General features: G+C 45.6%; 16 protein-coding genes and 1 other RNA gene. All 17 read left to right on the forward strand.

Features of this window, described 5'->3' with window-relative positions; all coding sequences use genetic code 11:
• Positions 1-84 precede the first annotated feature (84 nt).
• An RNA gene (gene rnpB / locus HLM86_RS04615) (RNase P RNA component class A) lies at positions 85-478 on the forward strand.
• A 185-nt stretch (positions 479-663) separates the two neighbouring features.
• Positions 664-1614: a 16S rRNA (cytosine(1402)-N(4))-methyltransferase RsmH gene (gene rsmH / locus HLM86_RS04620; protein WP_170882316.1), complete on the forward strand. Its 951-nt coding sequence runs from the start codon at positions 664-666 to the stop codon at positions 1612-1614.
• Between the two features lie 5 nt (positions 1615-1619).
• On the forward strand, positions 1620-1937 hold the full coding sequence (ftsL, locus tag HLM86_RS04625) for a cell division protein FtsL (protein WP_076586326.1): 318 nt from the start codon (positions 1620-1622) through the stop codon (positions 1935-1937).
• Complete coding sequence (locus tag HLM86_RS04630) at positions 1934-3661, forward strand: penicillin-binding transpeptidase domain-containing protein (RefSeq protein ID WP_076586328.1); 1728 nt, start codon at positions 1934-1936, stop codon at positions 3659-3661. Before ftsL ends, HLM86_RS04630 begins: the two co-directional genes overlap by 4 nt.
• A gap of 12 nt (positions 3662-3673) precedes the next feature.
• A complete protein-coding gene (murE, locus tag HLM86_RS04635) occupies positions 3674-5158 on the forward strand; it encodes a UDP-N-acetylmuramoyl-L-alanyl-D-glutamate--2,6-diaminopimelate ligase (protein WP_170882317.1) in 1485 nt (494 codons plus the stop codon).
• Positions 5155-6513 (forward strand): UDP-N-acetylmuramoyl-tripeptide--D-alanyl-D-alanine ligase, encoded by a 1359-nt coding sequence (locus HLM86_RS04640; protein WP_076586332.1) that lies wholly within the window; start codon positions 5155-5157, stop codon positions 6511-6513. Before murE ends, HLM86_RS04640 begins: the two co-directional genes overlap by 4 nt.
• Positions 6510-7592: a phospho-N-acetylmuramoyl-pentapeptide-transferase gene (gene mraY, locus HLM86_RS04645; protein ID WP_076586334.1), complete on the forward strand. Its 1083-nt coding sequence runs from the start codon at positions 6510-6512 to the stop codon at positions 7590-7592. The genes HLM86_RS04640 and mraY overlap by 4 nt, the downstream gene beginning before the upstream one ends.
• Before the next feature lie 18 nt (positions 7593-7610).
• Positions 7611-8930: a UDP-N-acetylmuramoyl-L-alanine--D-glutamate ligase gene (gene murD, locus HLM86_RS04650; RefSeq protein ID WP_170882318.1), complete on the forward strand. Its 1320-nt coding sequence runs from the start codon at positions 7611-7613 to the stop codon at positions 8928-8930.
• 14 nt (positions 8931-8944) lie between these two features.
• Positions 8945-10144, forward strand: a complete 1200-nt coding sequence (ftsW, locus tag HLM86_RS04655) for a cell division protein FtsW (protein ID WP_170882319.1) — start codon at positions 8945-8947, stop codon at positions 10142-10144.
• Positions 10131-11192, forward strand: a complete 1062-nt coding sequence (murG, locus tag HLM86_RS04660) for an undecaprenyldiphospho-muramoylpentapeptide beta-N-acetylglucosaminyltransferase (protein ID WP_076586341.1) — start codon at positions 10131-10133, stop codon at positions 11190-11192. The genes ftsW and murG overlap by 14 nt, the downstream gene beginning before the upstream one ends.
• 12 nt (positions 11193-11204) lie before the next feature.
• Entirely contained in the window at positions 11205-12665 is a 1461-nt protein-coding gene (gene murC / locus HLM86_RS04665) for a UDP-N-acetylmuramate--L-alanine ligase (protein WP_170882320.1), read from the forward strand.
• Between the two features lie 161 nt (positions 12666-12826).
• Entirely contained in the window at positions 12827-13615 is a 789-nt protein-coding gene (locus HLM86_RS04670; protein WP_390225672.1) for a cell division protein FtsQ/DivIB, read from the forward strand.
• Positions 13608-14870: a cell division protein FtsA gene (gene ftsA / locus HLM86_RS04675; protein ID WP_076586347.1), complete on the forward strand. Its 1263-nt coding sequence runs from the start codon at positions 13608-13610 to the stop codon at positions 14868-14870. The genes HLM86_RS04670 and ftsA overlap by 8 nt, the downstream gene beginning before the upstream one ends.
• Positions 14871-14900: 30 nt before the next feature.
• Complete coding sequence (gene ftsZ, locus HLM86_RS04680) at positions 14901-16127, forward strand: cell division protein FtsZ (protein WP_076586349.1); 1227 nt, start codon at positions 14901-14903, stop codon at positions 16125-16127.
• 100 nt (positions 16128-16227) lie between these two features.
• On the forward strand, positions 16228-17145 hold the full coding sequence (gene lpxC, locus HLM86_RS04685; RefSeq protein WP_076586351.1) for a UDP-3-O-acyl-N-acetylglucosamine deacetylase: 918 nt from the start codon (positions 16228-16230) through the stop codon (positions 17143-17145).
• Positions 17146-17527: 382 nt separating this feature from the next.
• Positions 17528-20245: a preprotein translocase subunit SecA gene (gene secA / locus HLM86_RS04690; protein ID WP_170882321.1), complete on the forward strand. Its 2718-nt coding sequence runs from the start codon at positions 17528-17530 to the stop codon at positions 20243-20245.
• 63 nt (positions 20246-20308) lie between these two features.
• Positions 20309-20707, forward strand: a complete 399-nt coding sequence (gene mutT / locus HLM86_RS04695) for an 8-oxo-dGTP diphosphatase MutT (RefSeq protein ID WP_076586355.1) — start codon at positions 20309-20311, stop codon at positions 20705-20707.
• Positions 20708-20763 lie beyond the last annotated feature (56 nt).

Below are 20763 nucleotides of genomic sequence, written 5' to 3' on the forward strand. Positions count from 1 at the left end.
AAAAAACACCGAACAAGTCCATGCTGCCGTCAAATCTGTGAACTGACTAGACACTCAGAAAATAAGTCTATACAATCCGCCCTCGGAGTTGACTGGGTAGTCGCTGCTTCATTGATGTCCCTTGACCTTGTGTTTTGGGAGACTGATGGAGGGGAGGAAAGTCCGGGCTCCACAGAGCAGGGTGCCAGGTAACGCCTGGGAGGCGCAAGCCTACGACAAGTGCAGCAGAGAGAAAACCGCCGATGGCTCCTAGAGCACAGGTAAGGGTGAAAGGGTGCGGTAAGAGCGCACCGGACGGCTGGCAACAGTCCGTTGCAGGGTAAACTCCACCCGGAGCAAGACCAAATAGGCCTCCATATTGCGTTGCTCGCGTAAGGAGGCGGGTAGGTTGCTTGAGCCAGTGAGCGATTGCTGGCCTAGACGAATGGCTACTGCCGCGCAAGCGGAACAGAACCCGGCTTACATGTCGACTCCACCTATTCGAAACCCATCGTAACGTTATCGTTATGATGGGTTTTTTGCTTTTTATTGACGAAACTAATTCTGCAAACACTAAACTTAGCGCAATATCACGTGTTCCGATTCGCAATGGGTGACGATAACTTGCTAAATCAGTACACTGGAAAGATTGGACGCATCGGTGTGAGAGCGAGACAAATAAACATGACCGAAGAATTTAAGCACATTTCTGTATTACTTCACGAATCGATCAATGGGCTGGCCATTAAGCCTGATGGTACCTATATTGATGGTACTTTTGGTCGTGGGGGTCATACTCGCCAAATCTTATCTCAGCTTGGAGAAAATGGTCGTCTTTTTAGTATTGACCGAGACCCTCAGGCGATTGCTGAAGCGAAGACCATTAATGATCCAAGGTTTGCTATCATCCATGGACCATTTTCTCAAATGGCAGAATATGCAAAAGAGCGTGATTTAGTTGGCCATGTCGATGGTGTTTTACTCGATTTAGGTGTTTCTTCACCGCAACTCGATGATGGAGAGAGAGGGTTTAGTTTTATGAAAGATGGGCCACTTGATATGAGAATGGACCCCACTTCTGGAATGCCTGTCTCTCAGTGGTTAATGGACGCTGATCTTGATGACATTACTTGGGTGATTCGTGAGTTTGGAGAAGACAAACACGCTCGCAGATTGGCCAAAGCGATCATTGCGTATCGTGAGAATGAAGAAAATGAGCCATTAATGCGCACAAGCCAATTGGCAAAGCTCATTTCTGATGCAGCCCCTAAGAGCTTTAAAGAAAAGAAACACCCAGCGACGCGCGCTTTTCAAGCTTTTCGAATTTACATTAATAGCGAACTTGAAGAAATTGATAGTGCTTTAAAAGGCGCGTTGAGTATCTTGTCTCCTCAAGGTCGTTTATCCGTGATCAGTTTCCACTCATTAGAAGACAGAATGGTAAAACGCTTTATTCGAAAAGAAAGCAGAGGGCCTCAAGTTCCGCATGGTATTCCAATGACTGAGGCCCAAATTCAGGCACTAGGGAGCGCTAATATGAAGGCGATCGGTAAAGCCATCAAACCTTCGGTTGATGAAGTGGGTGCGAACACACGTTCACGCAGCTCTGTCCTGCGTATTGCAGAGAAACTGTAGCCTTAATGAGTCAAAGTATGCCCAACCTTGCTAAATTGGTAGTGCTTGATTTACTGACGGTAGGGCGGGCCCCTCTTTTATTGCTAGTGCTGATCTTTTCTTCTGCGATGGGGGTTGTTTTCACCACTCATCACACTCGTCAGGCGATTACTGAAAAAGATCAGGCGTTAGAAGAAAGAGAGCGTTTGGACAATGAGTGGCGCAACTTGTTGTTAGAAGAGACCGCTTTGGCTGAGCACAGTCGGGTTGAAGATATGGCTCGAAGCGAGCTACAAATGAAGCGCCCAGATTCAGACAAAGAAGTGGTTATTGATCTTCCATGAGTAAAATTAACGGCCCGGCATCGTCTAACAAGTCTGCAACTGAATCACCAAGCCTGATTCGTTGGCGATTCTATCTGGTATTATTTTTTGTCTTCTGTGCTTTTTTTGCATTGGTCGCGAGAATAGCCTTTATTCAGATTGTTGAACCAGATAACTTGATTCAGCAAGGTGACATGCGTTCTATACGAGCTAAGACCATTCATTCTGCCCGAGGTATTATTTCGGATCGCAATGGTGAACCTTTAGCGGTCAGCGTCCCCGTTGAAGCGGTTTGGGCAGATCCGTCGACCATCTTAAAGCGCAAAGGCCTTGATAACCTTGATCGTTGGTACGCTTTGGCCGATGTTTTGGGTCTAGACCGACAAGAAATGATCGACAAAATTCGGAATAATCAATCTCGTCGTTTTATTTACCTTCAACGTCAGGTTAGCCCTGCGATGGCAAATTACATTAGAGAACTGAAACTTTCAGGTGTTGGACTAAGAGCCGAATCGCGTCGCTATTATCCAACGGGTGAGGTGAGTGCTCACATTGTAGGTGTTACGGGCATTGATGGTCATGGTTTAGAAGGGGTTGAGCGTAGTTATGATAAATGGTTAACCGGAGAAGCGGGCAAGCGTATTATTCGCAAAGATCGGTATGGACGGGTTGTCGAAAATATCTCTCTTGAAGAACGAGAGGAAGGGAAGCCCCTTGAGCTTACTATTGATCAAAGAATTCAATCTATCGCCTATCGTTCGATTAAGCAGGCCGTCGCTGATTTTCGTGCAACGTCAGGTACTGCTGTGATTTTAGATGTTAAGACAGGTGCGGTTTTGGCCATGGTTAATGCGCCATCTTATAACCCAAATAATCGTTCTGATTTGCAGTCGGCAAAGATGAGAAACCGCGCAATTACCGATTCGTTTGAACCCGGTTCAACCGTCAAGCCATTTGTTGTCATTGCTGCTTTAGATAATGGTGTGGCCGACAAGGATACCATTATCGATACAGGAAATGGCCGAATGCGACTGGGTGGTCAGACGGTTCGTGATACGTCAAAAGTCGGTAAGGCAGATCTTACGACTATCCTAAAGAAATCCAGTAATGTTGGTGTCGCGAAATTAGCCTTAGATATGCCCCTAGAAGCCTTGCTTGGGATGTACAGCTCGGTAGGTTTTGGCGAAATATCTGGTTTGAATTTGGTTGGGGAAACTTCAGGGATCTTTCCTAATCGACGACGCTGGTCTAAGTTTGAAATCGCGACACTGGCATTTGGTTATGGGCTTTCTATTACGCCGCTCCAATTGGCTCACGCCTACGCTACGCTGGGCAACTACGGTCAATATCAACCCATTCATATTATTGAAAGTAATCAGCAGGATTTGTCGCGTCAGGTGATGGATAAGGAACACGCCCGCATGGTACTTGAAATGCTCGAAACCGTTACTCAACCCGGGGGGACGGCCAAAAAAGCGGCCGTTTCTGGGTACCGAGTTGCGGCGAAAACAGGGACTTCACGTAAAGCTATTGCGGGTGGGTATGGTGATGAGTATTTCGTTTATACCGCGGGTGTTGCACCTGTGAGTGATCCCCGAGTCGCCATTGTCGTGCTCGTCAATGAACCTCAGGGGGATAGTTATTATGGCGGTTCAGTTGCAGGGCCAGTTTTTTCTGAAATTCTAAAAGGAACACTGCAAATTTTGAATGTCGCACCTGACGAAAATCGATTTAAAGAACAATAGGTAATAAGCTTTATGTCTAAAGGATTGACACTTGCCAACCTGCTTGCACCATGGGTTGATTTGTCCTCTCACGTAAGCGCTAATGTTGTCATAGATAGGCTGGAATTAGACAGCCGTAGAATTGCTCAAGGCGCCACTTTTATTGCTATACAGGGCCATGAGATTGACGGTAGAACTTTTATAGGTGCGGCCGTTGAAAAGGGGGCGAATGCCATCATTGCTCAGGCTTGTCAGAAAAAACCCCATGGCTGTGTCCAAATTATTGCAGAAACCCCGATCGTTTATATTCAAAATCTGAACGCTCACCTTTCATCGCTCGCCAACCATTGGTTACCGCTAAAAGACAATCGTTTGATCGGAGTGACGGGAACCAATGGAAAAACGACAATCACTCAGTTGATTGCGCAGTGGCTAGGACTCATTGGTCAACGAGCGGCAGTTTTGGGTACAGCAGGAAACGGTTTTCTCGATGGTTTGGAGCCGACCTTGAACACGACGGGGAGTGCGATAGAGATTCAGCAAGCGCTGAGCAAGTATGAAAATCAAGGCGCAAGGTTTACGGCTATGGAAATTTCGTCCCATGGTTTGGTACAAGGCAGAGTCAGTGCGCTTCCCTTTGCGATTGGGGTATTTTCTAACCTCAGCCGTGATCATCTGGATTATCACGGTACTATGGCCGACTATGCGCAAGCTAAACTTTCGTTGTTTACGCAACATGATTGCGCTAAAAAGGTGATTAATGTTGATGATCCGATTGGGGCCGAGTGGATTAGACATCTTGATAATGCGATTCCTGTTACACTTTCTTCGGCCGACGCCAAAACAGGGGTTTACGCTGAGCGAGTGGCGTATTCACAACAGGGTATTACGCTAGACTTCGCAGGGGATTTTGGTAGGGGTCGTTTAACCTTACCCTTAATTGGGGAGTTTAATGCCAGTAATGCATTGGTTGCATTAGCGACGTTGTTGGCGCTTGGGATGAGAAAACAAGCATTAATTGACACCTCGGCTCAGCTAAAACCAGTACTAGGTCGAATGGAGCTTTTTACCGCAAAGGGTAAAGCTCAAATCGTAGTTGATTACGCCCATACACCAGATGCGTTAGAAAAAGCACTGTTAGCATTAAAAGTGCATTGTCGAGGAAAACTTTGGGTGATCTTTGGCTGTGGCGGTGAGCGTGATGTAGGTAAGCGCCCTATGATGGCGTCAATCGCGGAGCGTTTTGCCGATAGAGTGATATTAACCGAAGATAACCCTCGGAGTGAATGCCCAGTTTCTATTATGAGTGATATGTTAGCGGGCTTGGAGAATCCTGATGGCGTGAAAGTGGAACACGATCGTTTCCTTGCCTTAGAGTACGCCGTTAAACACAGCCACCCAAGCGACATCATTTTGCTCGCTGGCAAAGGGCACGAAGATTATCAAGTACTAGCAAAGGGGCGTGTGGACTATTCAGATCGTGAATCTGCACAACAGATTTTAGGTATAATATTATGATTACATTAATGTTATCTCAGCTCGTCGATATATTAGGTGCCCAGCATATCGGCGATGATATTGCGATTACCTCGGTATCAACGGATACAAGAAACATAGAATCAGGTGCGCTTTTTGTGGCGCTGGTGGGCCAACAATTTGATGCACACCATTTTACTCGCCAAGCTGTGGAACAGGGGGCAGGCGCACTTTTGGTGAGTCAGCCGGTAGACGATAGCGTTCCTCAGCTCTTGGTGGATGATACTAAGCTTGCCTTGGGGAAACTTGGCCAGTTTGTTCATCGTTTATGCCAAACGCCGACGGTTGCGATAACAGGAAGCTGCGGAAAAACGACCGTCAAGGAGATGGTCGCGAGTATCATGGCGCAAAAAGGTCAGGTGTTGTTTACCGCGGGCAATTTTAATAATGACATTGGTGTGCCACTGACATTACTGCGCTCTCAGCTGGACGATGATTTTGCTGTGATTGAACTTGGGGCAAACCATAAGGGTGAGATTGCGTATACGACTCGGTTGGTCCAGCCGGACATTGCCTTGGTTAATAACGTTGCCGCTGCTCATCTAGAAGGTTTTGGATCGATCACAGGTGTCAAAGAGGCAAAGGGTGAAATCTATCAGGGTCTTAAGCCAGGTTCGGTTGCGATAGTTAATCTGGACAGCCATGGCGGTGAATATTGGCAGAATGTGCTCTCTGACAAAACGGTAAAGACATTTTCACTTGCTGATAACAGTGCGGATTATAAAGCACGTAATGTGATGATAAAGACCAGTGGCGAAGCGTCTTTTCTTTTGGAAGGACCTGACTTGGCGTTTGATGTTGCTCTGGGAATTATCGGTCGACACAATGTTTCAAATGCTTTGGCGGCTGCGGCGCTTTCATTTGAATTGGGGGCCACGCAGCAAATGGTCGTGTCAGGTCTAGCGAACTTATCGAAAGTGAAGGGACGAGTTGAAACGGTGATACTTAATGACCAAATAAAACTGATTGATGACACTTATAATGCTAGCGTTCCTGCGATGAAATCGGCTGTCGATATTTTGAGCCACTTTAAAGGTGAACGTTGGTTGATTTTAGGTAATATGGCGGAGTTAGGTGCGGAAAGTCTTGCACTTCACCGTCAAGTCGGGGAACATGCGGCCCCATTTAACTTTGAACATGTGCTGACCTATGGCCCTGACGCTAGAGTGATCAGTGATGTTTGTAAAGGCATGCACTTTGATACCCATAACAGCATGATTGATTTTATTAAGCAGCAGCTGAGTCAGCGCAGTGAACCTCAAACTTTATTGGTGAAAGGTGCACTAAGTTCAGGGATGAGCAAGGTTACAGCTGCTTTGAAGGAGATATATACATGATAATTTGGCTTGCAGAGCTTCTACAGCCATACTTTTCATTCTTCCGTTTGTTCGAATACTTATCGTTTCGTGCCATCGTAAGCGTTTTAACTGCCTTAGGTCTGTCTCTCTGGATGGGCCCCAAAATGATCCGTCGTCTGCAGATGTTACAAATCGGTCAGGTTGTACGTAATGAAGGCCCAGAGTCTCATTTTAGTAAACGTGGTACTCCTACCATGGGCGGAATAATGATCTTAACCGCCATTGCAACCACGGTCCTGCTTTGGGCGGACTTATCTAACCCTTATGTATGGGCCGTCCTTGCGGTGCTGATTGGCTATGGCGTCATTGGTTTTGTCGATGACTACCGAAAAGTGGTACATAAAAATACGGACGGCTTGATTGCGCGTTGGAAATACTTTTGGCAGTCAGCGATTGCGATTGTCGTTGCTTTTGCGCTCTATGCGCATGGCAAAGACACGGCAGCGACGCAATTGGTCATCCCATTCTTTAAAGATATCATGCCTCAATTGGGATTGTTTTATGTCGTTCTTTCCTATTTCGTGATTGTTGGGACCAGTAACGCCGTTAATTTAACGGATGGTCTGGATGGCCTTGCCATTATGCCGACGGTATTGGTGTCTGCGGGTTTTGCCGTCATTGCTTGGGCGACGGGTAATGTCAACTTTGCTAACTACCTGCATATTCCTTATATCCCTTATACTTCAGAGCTTGTCGTAGTATGTACTGCTATGGTGGGAGCAGGCCTTGGTTTTCTTTGGTTTAATACCTATCCCGCTCAGGTATTTATGGGTGATGTCGGTTCTTTAGCACTCGGTGGTGCGTTGGGAACGATCGCGGTTTTGGTTCGTCAAGAGTTTGTTTTAGTGATTATGGGTGGTGTTTTTGTCATGGAAACGCTGTCGGTTATCCTCCAAGTTGGATCGTATAAGCTTCGAGGACAGAGAATTTTTCGTATGGCACCGATTCATCATCATTACGAACTGAAAGGATGGCCGGAGCCAAGGGTTATCGTACGGTTCTGGATCATCTCAATCATGCTCGTGTTGATTGGTTTGGCCACACTAAAAGTACGCTAAGGGAAACAATATACCATTATGGGTCGTTGGCAAAATATACATAATGTCGTTGTTGTTGGTCTTGGCGTAACCGGATTGTCGGTTGTAAACTACCTAACAGCATTGCCTTTTGATTTATCTGTTCACGTCATTGACACTCGGGATGCCCCCCCTGGGAAAAAAGAGCTACCTCCTCATGTGACACTTCACACAGGAAGCTGGAACATAGGCTGGTTACTCAATGCGGATCTCGTTGTTGTTAATCCTGGAATTGCACTAGCCACCCCTGCAATACAGCAAGTTCTTCGAGCAGGGATTACTGTAGTTGGTGACATTGAATTATTTGCTTGGCAAGTTGATAAGCCTGTTTTGGCGATAACGGGTTCAAATGGTAAAAGTACAGTGACCGAGCTCGCTGGACTCGTGGCCAGTGCTGCAGGCGTCAATGTGGCCATTGGTGGTAATATTGGTGTCCCAGCTTTGGATTTGCTTGAACGAGAAGCTGATCTCTATATCTTAGAGTTGTCGAGCTTTCAGTTGGAAACGACATCGAGCCTATCTCTCGTCGCTGCGGCATTTCTGAATTTGTCAGAAGACCATATGGATCGTTATCGCGATATGGAAGATTATCGTCAGGCCAAATTACGTATTTTTGACCATGCTCAGGTGTGTATTGTCAATGCTGATGACACCGCCACTTATCCAGATGACCACTTAAGTACTGTCGTTGAGTTCAGCTTAAATCAAAGAGTTAAGTATCATGTTGAACTCATTGAACAAACTGAATACTTGTGTCGCGATAATGTCCCTATTTTGTCCTGCGATGAACTTAGCCTTGTTGGCCGACACAATATTGCTAACGCGCTTGTGGTGATTGCGTTACTTACTCAGGCTAATGTGGATGTTTCTCGTGGGTTGGATGCTCTGCGCCGATATCAAGGACTTGCCCATAGGTGTCAGTTGGTTGGAGAGTCTCGAGGCGTTAAATGGATCAATGATTCAAAGGCAACGAATGTGGCCAGCACGCTTGCTGCATTATCGGGATTGAAACTTAAAGGCCGCCTCTACCTTTTGGCTGGGGGAGACGGAAAAGGCGCAGACTTTTCTCAATTGCAAGCACCTCTGTCCTTACTCAATGTCCAATTGTGCTGTTTTGGCTCGGATGGTGATAAGCTAATGCCATTGCATCCCGAGGCTAAACGTTTCGCGACGATGCAAGAAAGTGTTGAATGGATTTGTACACAAGTGCAAGACGGTGATATGGTCATGCTGTCTCCCGCATGCGCCAGTTTTGACCAATTTAAAAATTTCATGGTTCGCGGTGATGCCTTCGTTGAGCTTGTTAAACAGTATGCGTAATAGAGCGAGTCACTATGCTGATGAAAGGTTTCCTACCAAACTTTAATCGTTGGTTGACGACATCTTCACCAAAAACTCTATTCGATCGCCAGTTAGTGTGGATCTCTCTGTGTTTGATGCTGACGGGCTTAGTCATCGTCACATCGGCTTCTTTTCCCATTAGTTCACGTCTGACAGAGCAACCTTTCCATTTTATGTTTCGCCATGCGCTCTTTTTGGTCATGGCCTTATCTGCTGCGAGTGTCATTCTTCAGATCCCTCTTAGAAAATGGTTTGAATACAGCTCGTTATTACTGGGTGTATCAATATTCCTTTTGATAGTGGTGTTATTGGCGGGAAAATCCGTTAACGGAGCTTCTCGTTGGATCCCTTTAGGACTGTTCAATCTCCAGCCTGCTGAAGTTGCAAAGCTATCCTTGTTCATTTTTATGTCGGGTTATTTGGTGCGTAAACATGAGGAAGTGAGATCGAGTTTTTTTGGAGGGTTTATCAAACCCATTATCGTCTTTGGAACTTTAGCAAGCCTATTATTACTCCAGCCTGATTTGGGCACGGTTGTTGTTATGCTAGTGACTCTATTTGGCATGTTGTTCATTGCTGGCGCTAAGTTAACTCAGTTTCTTGCCTTGATGGTGGTAGGGATTGTTTCCGTGGTAGGCTTGATTTTGCTTGAGCCCTATCGAATGCGCAGAGTTACGTCATTTCTTGATCCTTGGGAAGACCCGTTTGGCAGCGGTTACCAACTGACTCAATCTTTGATGGCGTTTGGCCGAGGGGAATGGTTCGGTCAAGGGCTTGGTAACTCGATTCAAAAACTCGAATACCTGCCTGAGGCTCATACTGATTTTGTCTTTGCGGTATTGGCAGAAGAACTCGGTTTTATTGGCGTTGTTTTGGTTTTACTCCTGATTTTTAGTCTGGTTGTGAAAGCCATTTTTATTGGACGTAAAGCCTTTGACCATCGTCAACTGTTCGGTGGGTATCTCGCTTTTGGTATTGGAATCTGGTTTGCGTTTCAAAGTTTAGTGAATGTTGGTGCTGCCGCTGGTCTCGTTCCAACAAAGGGGTTAACACTGCCTTTGATCAGTTACGGGGGCTCAAGCCTTATTGTGATGACGGTTGCCGTGTCTATTTTATTGCGTATCGATCATGAATGTCGTTTGGTCGACCAAGAAAGTATTACGAAACAGAAAGAAGATCATGAAAAAGAATAAACGTTTAATGGTGATGGCTGGCGGGACTGGAGGGCATGTCTTTCCGGGATTGGCCGTCGCAAAAAAACTTCAGCAACAGGGCTGGGAGATCCGCTGGTTAGGCACTGCCGATCGAATGGAAGCTGAATTGGTTCCCAAATATGGTATTGAGATAGACTTTATTAAGGTCAAAGCGCTTCGTGGAAAGGGGGTTGTCGGTTTTCTCAAAGCTCCTTTTCAGATTATAAAGGCGATTCTTCAGGCCAAGAAACATATGCAGCAATGGAAGCCTGATGCCGTCCTAGGTATGGGAGGCTATGTCAGTGGACCAGGGGGCGTTGCGGCGAAAATACTTGGGATTCCGATTGTTTTACATGAACAAAACGCGGTGGCTGGCTTGACAAATCGTTGGCTGTCACACTTGGCTTCTGTCGTATTTCAGGCATTTCCTGGCGCCTTTAAACAGGCTGAGGTGGTTGGTAATCCAGTACGTGAAGACGTCGCTTCTATGCCTGAACCAGCCAAAAGAATGGCAAAGCGTCAAGGTAAGATTCGACTCCTTGTCATGGGGGGAAGTCAAGGCGCTCAGATTTTAAACCGAACTATGCCCGCTGTCATGGCCAATCTAGGTGGTGGCTATGAAGTTTGGCATCAGGCAGGAAAAGATAAGCAGGAAGAGGTTGATGCCGCCTACCAAGAACTCAATGTTGAGTGTTTTCAAGTTTCTGAATTTATTGATGAAATGTCAGAGGCCTATGAGTGGGCGGATTTATTGGTCTGCCGGTCTGGTGCGCTGACTGTTTCTGAAGTTTGCGCGGCCGGTGTTGGTGCTATTTTCGTCCCATTTATGCATAAGGACAGGCAGCAGGCCCTAAATGCTGAGCATTTAGTTGAGTGTGGAGCTGCGAAAATGATAGAGCAACCCGTTCTGACCACTGAGACCTTGACGCATCTGATTCAGCAGTTTGATCGCCGGGAAATTCTAGATATGGCGACGAAAGCTAAAGCCGCAGCAAAGCTCGACGCCGATACCCGAGTGGCTGAAGCCATTATTGCGTTAACGAATTAACGAGAAAAAACAATGACAATTCAACATACTCAAGATTTAGCCCAAATTCGCGCTATGGTTCCGGAGATGCGCCGAGTGAAATGCATCCATTTTGTCGGCATTGGTGGTGCGGGGATGAGCGGTATTGCTGAGGTGCTGCTGAACGAAGGCTATCAGATCACGGGGTCTGATTTAGCGGAAAATTCAGTAACCAAACGACTGACTGAAAAAGGCGCTACGGTTTTTGTTGGCCACTCGGACACGAATGTAATTCACGCGAGTGTCGTCGTGGTCTCCACCGCTATCAATGAAGAAAACCCAGAGATTAAAGCCGCAAGAATGTCCCGAATACCTGTGGTTCGCCGAGCGGAAATGCTGGCGGAGTTGATGCGTTTTCGTCATGGAATTGCTGTGGCAGGAACCCATGGGAAAACAACAACGACGGCCTTGGTGACTCAAATATATTCTGAAGCGGGGCTCGATCCGACATTTGTTAATGGGGGGGTAGTTAAGAGTGCTGGTACCAATGCTCGCTTAGGCTCTAGTCGTATATTAATCGCAGAAGCGGACGAAAGTGACGCCTCTTTCCTCCATTTACAACCAATGGTCAGTATCGTAACGAATATTGAAGCTGATCATATGGATACCTATGGCGGTGACTTCGAAACACTTAAGCAGACTTTTATTGATTTCCTTCATAACCTTCCGTTTTATGGGCAGGCGATCGTGTGTATTGATGATCCGGTCGTTCGTGAGTTAATCCCAAGGATCAGTCGACAGGTGATAACCTATGGTTTTTCAGAAGAGGCTGATGTTAAGATTGAAAACTATCAACAAAAAGGACAGCAAGGTCAGTTTACCGTTGTACGAGAAGGCGAAGAAAAACTCGAGATTACCCTCAATATTCCGGGCCGTCATAATGCGTTGAATGCTGCGGCAGCGATTGCTGTTGCAACCGAAGATGATGTGAATGATGAAGCAATTTTAAAAGCAATGGCTGGAACACAAGGGACGGGAAGACGTTTTGAACACCTCGGTGAGTTTGAAACGGGCAATGGTTGTGCCATGCTTGTCGATGACTATGGCCACCATCCGACAGAGGTCGACGTTACCATTCACGCTGCGAGAAATGGTTGGAGTGGCAAACGATTAGTTATGATTTTCCAGCCTCATCGATACAGCCGAACTCGAGATTTATATGACGACTTTACCAATGTGTTAGAGCAAGTAGACGTATTATTAATGCTTGATGTTTATTCGGCGGGAGAGAAACCGATTGCGGGTGCGGATGGCAGAGCATTGTGCAGAACGATTCGCAGTCGCGGGAAACTTGACCCTATTTTTATTTCAGATGGAAAAACGCTACCTTCTGTTTTAGCGAATGTTTTGCAAGATGGTGACTTAGTTCTAACGCAGGGCGCTGGCGATATTGGTAAAATAGCCAAACAGCTCGCGGGTTTCGAACTCAATGTGATTAAGATGCAAGAGGCTTAGTTGAAAGGCGGTATTTTGGGTGTTTAACGTAATTTATGTAATTAAAATGCGATTTCTCAATTTCATTGTTTGATACTTTGAAACACGCCAGTATAATCCTAAGGTTAAAGTAATTGCTTTGCCTCTACGCTAATTGATGAGATAGGGATAAGAATTGCGATTTGATAGCAGGAATCGCGGACTTGATTGAAAGCCGTCGTTTTACTGACTTTCCACTAGTGAAAAAACACGCTGTTGGTGGTGTATTTTTACTGGTGGTTTTGTCGTTGATTTTCTCCATTATTTATACCACTGTATCTTGGATGTGGGACGATGAGCGCTTGCCTTTGTCTCAAATAGTGCTGGAAGGGGATTTAACATACGTTAGTTCTATTGATGTACAGCGCTCATTTGCTAGATTACAACATGTAGGCACCTTTATGACACAGGATGTGATGGAACTTCAAGATACTGTCGAGTCGCTCCCTTGGGTTGCTCACGCTTCCATTCGAAAGCAATGGCCTAATGTTGTGAAGGTCTTTTTGACAGAGCATAAAGCGGTGGCTATTTGGAATGGCAATGAGCTGCTCAATGAACAGGGCCAAGTATTTAATGGAGATATTGGCAAGCTTGTTGACGATCGTGTCAAACTGTATGGACCAGCTAAGACCAGTGAAGAAGTACTTAGTGTTTGGCGAAAAATCAGCCCCCACTATGCCGCTTTGAACTTGAATATATCCTCTTTGGTTCTTAATGAACGAAGAGCATGGCAGATCATTTTAGACAATGGTATCCGGCTAGAGCTGGGTAAAGAATCTTTAAAAGAAAGGGTAGCAAGATCCCTTTCTTTATATAAAAAACTAGGTAGTGACTCCGCAAGGGTAAGCTATATTGACCTCAGATATGATACGGGAGCCTCTGTTGGTTGGTTCCCTGAGCAAGCGTTACAACAAGAGAGCACAGATGACTAAGACCGCTGATGACAACATTATTGTTGGTCTTGATATCGGTACCGCCACCGTATCAGCCTTGGTAGGGGAAGTCTTACCGGATGGCCAGATCAATATTATTGGTGCCGGAAGCAGCCCTTCTCGAGGTATGGACAAAGGTGGGGTGAACGATCTTGAATCGGTTGTCAAATCTGTTCAGAGAGCGGTTGATCAAGCTGAACTCATGGCTGAATGTCAAATAACCACGGTGTTTATTTCTATATCTGGCCGGCATATTACCAGTCGAATAGAAAAGGGGATGGGAACCATCTCAGATGAAGAGGTGTCTCAGGAAGACATGGACCGAGCGATTCATACCGCTAAATCGATTAAGATTGGCGATGAGCAACGTATTCTTCATGTGATCCCTCAAGAATTCACGATTGACTATCAAGAAGGAATAAAAAATCCTTTAGGCCTTTCTGGGGTGCGAATGGAAGTCAGCGTCCATTTGATTTCTTGCCATAATGATATGGCGAGAAACATTATAAAGGCGGTGGAACGTTGTGGTCTAAGAGTGGAGCACTTGGTATATTCAGGCTTGGCTGCGAGTAATGCCGTAATTACTGAAGATGAACGTGAGCTGGGTGTTTGCGTTGTTGATATCGGTGCTGGCACAATGGATGTCTCTATCTGGACGGGTGGTGCTCTGAGGCATACCGAAGTTTTTGCTTATGCTGGTAATGCAGTCACAAGCGATATAGCCTTTGCTTTCGGCACGCCTGTAGGGGATGCTGAAGAGATAAAAGTCAAATACGGTTGTGCTTTAAGTGAACTGGTCAGTAAGGATGACACGGTTAACGTTCCGAGTGTAGGAGGGCGCCCATCACGCAGTTTACAAAGACAAACTTTGTCGGAGGTGATTGAACCTCGTTATACTGAATTGATGGGACTCGTCAATCAAACTATCGATACCGTGCAGGAAAAGCTGAGAGAAGAGGGAATTAAACACCATCTGGCCGCTGGCGTTGTACTAACAGGTGGAGCTTCACAGATTGAAGGATTGGTAGAATGTGCGGAACGCGTATTTCGCAATCAAGTTCGAGTCGGCAAGCCTCTTGAAGTGAGTGGTTTGACAGATTATGTAAAAGAGCCGTATCACTCTACGGCAGTGGGTTTACTTCATTATGCAAAAGATAGCCAAATTAATGACGATACAGAGTACAATGAGCCTAAGAGCCAATCTGTAACGACATTATTTGGTCGTTTGCGTAACTGGATACAAAAAGAATTTTAACCTGAGCAGCAGGATAAACGGAGATAACACATGTTTGAACCGATGACGGAAATGTCTGACGACGCAGTAATTAAAGTCGTTGGGGTTGGTGGTGGCGGTGGCAATGCCGTTGAACACATGGTACGTGAATCCATCGAAGGCGTGGAGTTCATTAGCATCAATACTGATGCACAAGCGCTTCGTAAAACAAGCGTCAACAGTGTGATCCAAATTGGTGGTGATATTACTAAAGGTCTGGGCGCAGGCGCAAACCCTCAGGTTGGGCGCGATGCTGCTCTCGAAGATCGAGAAAGAATTAAAGAAGAGCTCAACGGTGCCGATATGGTATTTATCGCAGCGGGTATGGGTGGTGGAACAGGAACAGGTGCAGCCCCAGTTATTGCAGAGGTTGCAAAGGAATTGGGTGTGCTGACAGTTGCTGTTGTGACTAAGCCATTTAGCTTTGAAGGTAAAAAACGTTTAGCTTTTGCTGAGCAAGGAATTGAAGAGTTATCAAAACAAGTTGATTCTCTAATCACTATTCCTAACGAAAAGTTACTCAAAGTTTTGGGGCGTGGAATCACGTTACTTGAAGCTTTTGCCAGTGCGAATGATGTACTTAAGAATGCCGTACAAGGGATTGCGGAGCTCATTACCCGTCCGGGTATGATCAACGTCGATTTTGCGGATGTGCGCACTGTGATGTCAGAAATGGGGCATGCAATGATGGGCAGTGGTGTCGCAAAGGGAGAGGACCGTGCTGAAGAAGCTGCTGAGATGGCCATCTCTAGCCCACTTCTTGAAGATATCGATCTTGCTGGGGCCCGTGGTGTTTTGGTGAATATTACGGCTGGTCTAGACATGCGTTTGGATGAATTTGAAACGGTCGGCAACACGGTTAAAGCATTTGCATCAGATAATGCTACAGTTGTTATTGGTACTTCGTTAGATCCTGATATGGCTGATGAAATACGTGTCACAGTTGTAGCGACTGGGATTGGCACAGAAAAGAAGCCTGATATCACTTTGGTGGCGAGCGGAAAAACAAAAGTAACCTCTGTTGCGCAGCCACAACCAGCAACACAAGTTCAGCAGTCTGTTGTTAAAACAGAAGATAAGTCGGCACCAAATTTGCAGGAAAATACTCAGGTTAATCCTCAGTCGACCAATTCTGCACCTTCTGGCACAGGTACGAGTCAACAAAGTACCGCGCCGAAAGCGGATAAGGATACTGGATATCTGGATATTCCAGCGTTCTTACGTCGTCAGGCTGACTAAATTTAACGCATAATTTGACACTGTTCAAAATTATGATACGATTCGCGGCCAATATTGCTTATTGGGCGTGTTTTGTAGCAATTAGTACTGAGGCAAGCAGATGATCAGACAACGTACTCTGAAAGAATTAGTGAAAACAACGGGAGTGGGTCTCCATTCCGGTCGTAAAGTCACGCTTACTCTTCGCCCAGCGGCTGCAAATACAGGTATTGTTTACCGACGTACGGATCTCGAACCTGCGGTGGACTTTCCTGCGGACCCAGAGTCGGTGCGTGATACCATGCTATGTACGGCATTAGTCAACGATTCAGGGGTTCGTATTTCAACCGTTGAACACTTAAATGCCGCACTTGCTGGCATGGGAGTGGACAACGTCATCGTCGAAGTTGATGCGCCTGAGATCCCGATCATGGATGGCAGTGCCAGTCCTTTTGTGTTTCTCCTTCAGCAAGCTGGTATAGAAGAGCAAAATGCACTTAAACGCTTCATCCGTATCAAAAAGCCAGTGCGATTTGAAGACGATGATAAATGGGCTGAATTCTTGCCATTTAATGGCTTCCGTATGGATTTTGAAATCGAATTCAACCATCCAGCGATTGATTCCGATGAGCAACGACTAAAGTTCGACTTTTCTTCGCAAGGTTTTGTTAAAGACATCTCACGTGCTCGTACCTTTGGTTTCATGCGCGACATTGAGTATCTTCAGTCTCAAAACTTAGCATTAGGTGGTAGCTTCGATTGCGCCATCGTATTAGATGAATACCGTATTCTTAATGAAGAAGGTCTGCGATTCGAAAACGAATTTGTGACTCATAAAGTGTTGGATGCCATTGGTGATCTTTATATGTGCGGACACCCGATTATTGGTGAGTTCCGAGCATTTAAATCCGGTCATGGCCTCAATAATCAGTTATTGCGCGCAGTACTGGCTGATCAAGAAGCATGGGAATGGGTTACGTTTGAAGAAGAAGCCGTCTCTCCAGTTGCATTTGCAGAGCCCAATATGGTTATTGCTTAAAGTTAGAATGAAAAAAGCCAGACGTTAGTCTGGCTTTTTTTGTTTTGGATAGAGCATGGCAACCTTTCTCCGTTAAGGTTGCAACATTAAGCCGCGTAATCCTTCAGTGAATCGAGAGTGTCCCTTTGATTATTGGGATACGTGCAAACAACCATCATATAACCGCCAAAAATAAAGAATGCTTCAAACAAATCATCATGCTATTGGTTGTTAGGTGTAAAATTCCTTACACTATGCGCCACCCAAGCCTTGAAATCTAACGTTCTCATCGCAATATCTGAGTAAAGTGATTTATCTCAGTATTCTTAGTTTAAAACTGTTAGAGACTGAAGGCACAGAATAAAGATCGGGCCCGATCAAGTGAAAGAGAGATGCAGAGCACATGATAACTAAGTTACTGACAAAGGTAATTGGCAGTCGTAATGACCGCACGTTACGTCACCTTAGAAAAATAGTAAAAGAAATTAATAACTACGAGCCTACGTTTGAAGCCCTCACTGACGAAGAGTTACAAGCAAAAACGGCAGAATTCCGACAGCGCATTGAACAGGGCGAAACGTTAGATACCCTTTTACCTGAAGCCTTTGCAACAGTTAGAGAAGCATCTAAGCGTGTATACAGCATGCGTCACTTTGATGTGCAGCTTATCGGTGGCATGGTATTGAACGCTGGCCAGATTGCGGAAATGCGCACGGGTGAAGGTAAAACACTGACGGCAACTTTGCCTGCTTACCTCAACGCTTTGGCTGGAAAAGGGGTGCACGTTGTTACCGTTAACGACTATTTGGCTAAACGTGACGCAGAAACCAATCGCCCATTGTTTGAATATCTTGGTATGACGGTCGGCATTAATGTCCCTAATATGCCACCGCAAGAAAAGAAACAAGCCTATCTCGCCGATATCCTCTACGGCACCAATAATGAATTTGGCTTTGATTACTTGCGTGACAATATGGCTTTTCGTGCCGAAGACCGTGTTCAGCGCGAACGTTTTTTTGCTGTGATCGATGAAGTGGACTCCATCTTGATTGATGAAGCTCGAACGCCACTGATTATTTCTGGGCCAGCCGAAGACAGCTCGGAACTGTATACGCGAATCAATACGTTGATTCCGAATCTTCAACAGCAGGAGCAAGAGGATTCAGAAGAGTATCGTGGTGACGGACATTTCACCCTTGATGAGAAATCTAAACAGGTACACCTAACCGAGACCGGTCAGGAATTTGTAGAAGAATTGATGGTCAAAAATGGCTTAATGGAGGAGGGGGATACACTTTATTCTCCTGCAAACATTAGTTTGCTTCATCACGTCAACGCGGCGCTGCGTGCTCATGTGTTATTCGAGAGAAATGTCGATTATATTGTCAATGATGACGGAGAAGTTGTGATTGTTGACGAGCATACCGGACGTACGATGCCAGGACGCCGCTGGTCCGAAGGTTTGCACCAAGCGGTTGAAGCCAAAGAAGGCGTTAAAATTCAGAACGAAAACCAGACTTTGGCCTCTATCACGTTCCAGAACTACTTCCGCTTGTATGAAAAATTGTCAGGCATGACGGGGACGGCGGACACCGAAGCCTTTGAGTTTCAATCCATTTATGGGTTAGAAACGGTTGTGATACCGACGAATAAGCCAATGGTCCGAAACGACATGCCGGATGTCGTGTATCGTAGTGAAGAGGAAAAGTTTGCTGCAATTATTGAAGATATCAAAGAACGCGTAGCAAAAGGGCAACCCTCACTGGTTGGGACGGTTTCTATAGAGAAATCTGAGCTATTATCTAACGCACTTAATAAAGCTAAGATTAAACACAATGTCTTGAATGCTAAGTTTCACGAGCGGGAAGCGGAAATTGTTGCTCAGGCAGGTACACCTGGCACTGTCACTATTGCGACCAATATGGCTGGCCGTGGTACTGATATTGTCCTGGGCGGTAGTTGGCAGTCACAAGTTGAACAACTTAGCCACCCGACACCAGAACAAATTGAAGTGATCAAAGCCGATTGGAAAGAAGTTCACGATCAAGTGCTAGCTGCAGGTGGGTTACACATCATCGGGACAGAACGCCATGAATCTCGACGTATTGATAATCAACTTCGTGGGCGATCAGGTCGTCAAGGCGATGCAGGCTCATCACGTTTTTACCTCTCAATGGAAGATTCCCTACTCCGTATCTTTACCTCAGACAGAATCGCAGGCCTTATTCAAAGTGGCATGAGTGAGGGTGAAGCCATAGAATCAAAGATGCTATCGCGTTCTATTGAAAAAGCGCAGCGTAAAGTTGAAGGGCGTAACTTTGATGTTCGTAAGCAACTTCTAGAATACGATGATGTCGCGAATGATCAACGTAAAGTTGTTTATGAGTTGCGTGATGAATTAATGGGTGCTGATGATATCAGTGAAATGATTGAGTATAACCGTTCAGATGTCTTAACCGCAGTTATTGATGAATACATTCCGCCTCAATCACTTGAAGATATGTGGGATGTCGAAGGGCTTCAGGTTCGCTTGAAGAATGACTTTGATCTCGATGCACCTCTGAAACAGTGGCTTAAAGAAGACGACAAGCTCTATGAAGAAGCGTTGCGTGAGAAGATTCTTGAAACATCAATCAAGGTCTACAAAGAAAAGCAAACGGTTGTTGGCGAAGAGGTCCTTCGTAATTTTGAAAAGTCGGTCATGTTGCAAAGTTTGGATACTTTGTGGAAAGAGCATTTGGCCGCAATGGATCACCTTCGTCAAGGTATTCACCTGCGTGGATACGCTCAGAAGAACCCGAAACAAGAGTACAAGCGTGAGTCGTTCGAGTTGTTTGAAGGCTTATTGGACTCTCTAAAGTCGGATGTGATCACGATTTTGTCGAAAGTACGAGTTCAGCAGCAAGAAGAAGTCGAACGAATGGAAGCACAGCGACAAGCAAATGCGGAAGAAGCCGCCCGACGTGCTCAGACCCAACATGCTACGGCTGATAATTCTCTCTCTGATGATCTTGAAGGGCATCAACCTATGGTTCGCGAAGATAAGAAGGTCGGGCGCAATGAGCCGTGCCCATGTGGGAGCGGCAAAAAGTACAAACAGTGCCACGGTCAGATCAACTAGCTTAAAGAACATTGAACAATACAAAGAGTCGCATACGCGGCTCTTTTTTTAAGGAAAAGTATTTTGAAACGTATCCATATTGTTGCTGCAATTATTTTCAATTCAGATAAATCCAAGGTTTTTATCACCAAACGACCAGTGGACAAACACAAAGGTGGCTATTGGGAGTTTCCGGGGGGAAAAGTTGAAGCAGGAGAGAGTGTCTTAGATGCCATTACTCGAGAACTCGATGAAGAAGTCGGTATCGAAGTGACGCAATCGACTCTATTTGAACACTTGGAATATGATTATCCTGACAAGAGTTTAGCCTTTGATTTTATGATGGTGACTGACTTTGAAAATGAGCCTTATGGTAAAGAAGGTCAGCAAGGGATGTGGATTCCAGTTTCTGCGCTGCCCCAATATGACTTTCCTGAGGCAAATCGGTCTATTTTGCAGAGAGTCGTTAAAGAGTTCGCCTAGTCTCTAGCCAGTCGCTTTGAATGTTGGTAATTTTAGGCAACTGAGTAAATCAATGA

The sequence above is a fragment of the Vibrio ostreicida genome, assembly GCF_013074385.2.
Lineage (GTDB): Bacteria > Pseudomonadota > Gammaproteobacteria > Enterobacterales > Vibrionaceae > Vibrio > Vibrio ostreicida.

Coding starts and splice junctions, on each gene's coding strand:
- rsmH (WP_170882316.1), top strand. CDS start 664: ATGACCGAAGAATTTAAGCACATTTCTGTATTACTTCACGAATCGATC.
- ftsL (WP_076586326.1), top strand. CDS start 1,620: ATGAGTCAAAGTATGCCCAACCTTGCTAAATTGGTAGTGCTTGATTTA.
- HLM86_RS04630 (WP_076586328.1), top strand. CDS start 1,934: ATGAGTAAAATTAACGGCCCGGCATCGTCTAACAAGTCTGCAACTGAA.
- murE (WP_170882317.1), top strand. CDS start 3,674: ATGTCTAAAGGATTGACACTTGCCAACCTGCTTGCACCATGGGTTGAT.
- HLM86_RS04640 (WP_076586332.1), top strand. CDS start 5,155: ATGATTACATTAATGTTATCTCAGCTCGTCGATATATTAGGTGCCCAG.
- mraY (WP_076586334.1), top strand. CDS start 6,510: ATGATAATTTGGCTTGCAGAGCTTCTACAGCCATACTTTTCATTCTTC.
- murD (WP_170882318.1), top strand. CDS start 7,611: ATGGGTCGTTGGCAAAATATACATAATGTCGTTGTTGTTGGTCTTGGC.
- ftsW (WP_170882319.1), top strand. CDS start 8,945: ATGCTGATGAAAGGTTTCCTACCAAACTTTAATCGTTGGTTGACGACA.
- murG (WP_076586341.1), top strand. CDS start 10,131: ATGAAAAAGAATAAACGTTTAATGGTGATGGCTGGCGGGACTGGAGGG.
- murC (WP_170882320.1), top strand. CDS start 11,205: ATGACAATTCAACATACTCAAGATTTAGCCCAAATTCGCGCTATGGTT.
- ftsA (WP_076586347.1), top strand. CDS start 13,608: ATGACTAAGACCGCTGATGACAACATTATTGTTGGTCTTGATATCGGT.
- ftsZ (WP_076586349.1), top strand. CDS start 14,901: ATGTTTGAACCGATGACGGAAATGTCTGACGACGCAGTAATTAAAGTC.
- lpxC (WP_076586351.1), top strand. CDS start 16,228: ATGATCAGACAACGTACTCTGAAAGAATTAGTGAAAACAACGGGAGTG.
- secA (WP_170882321.1), top strand. CDS start 17,528: ATGATAACTAAGTTACTGACAAAGGTAATTGGCAGTCGTAATGACCGC.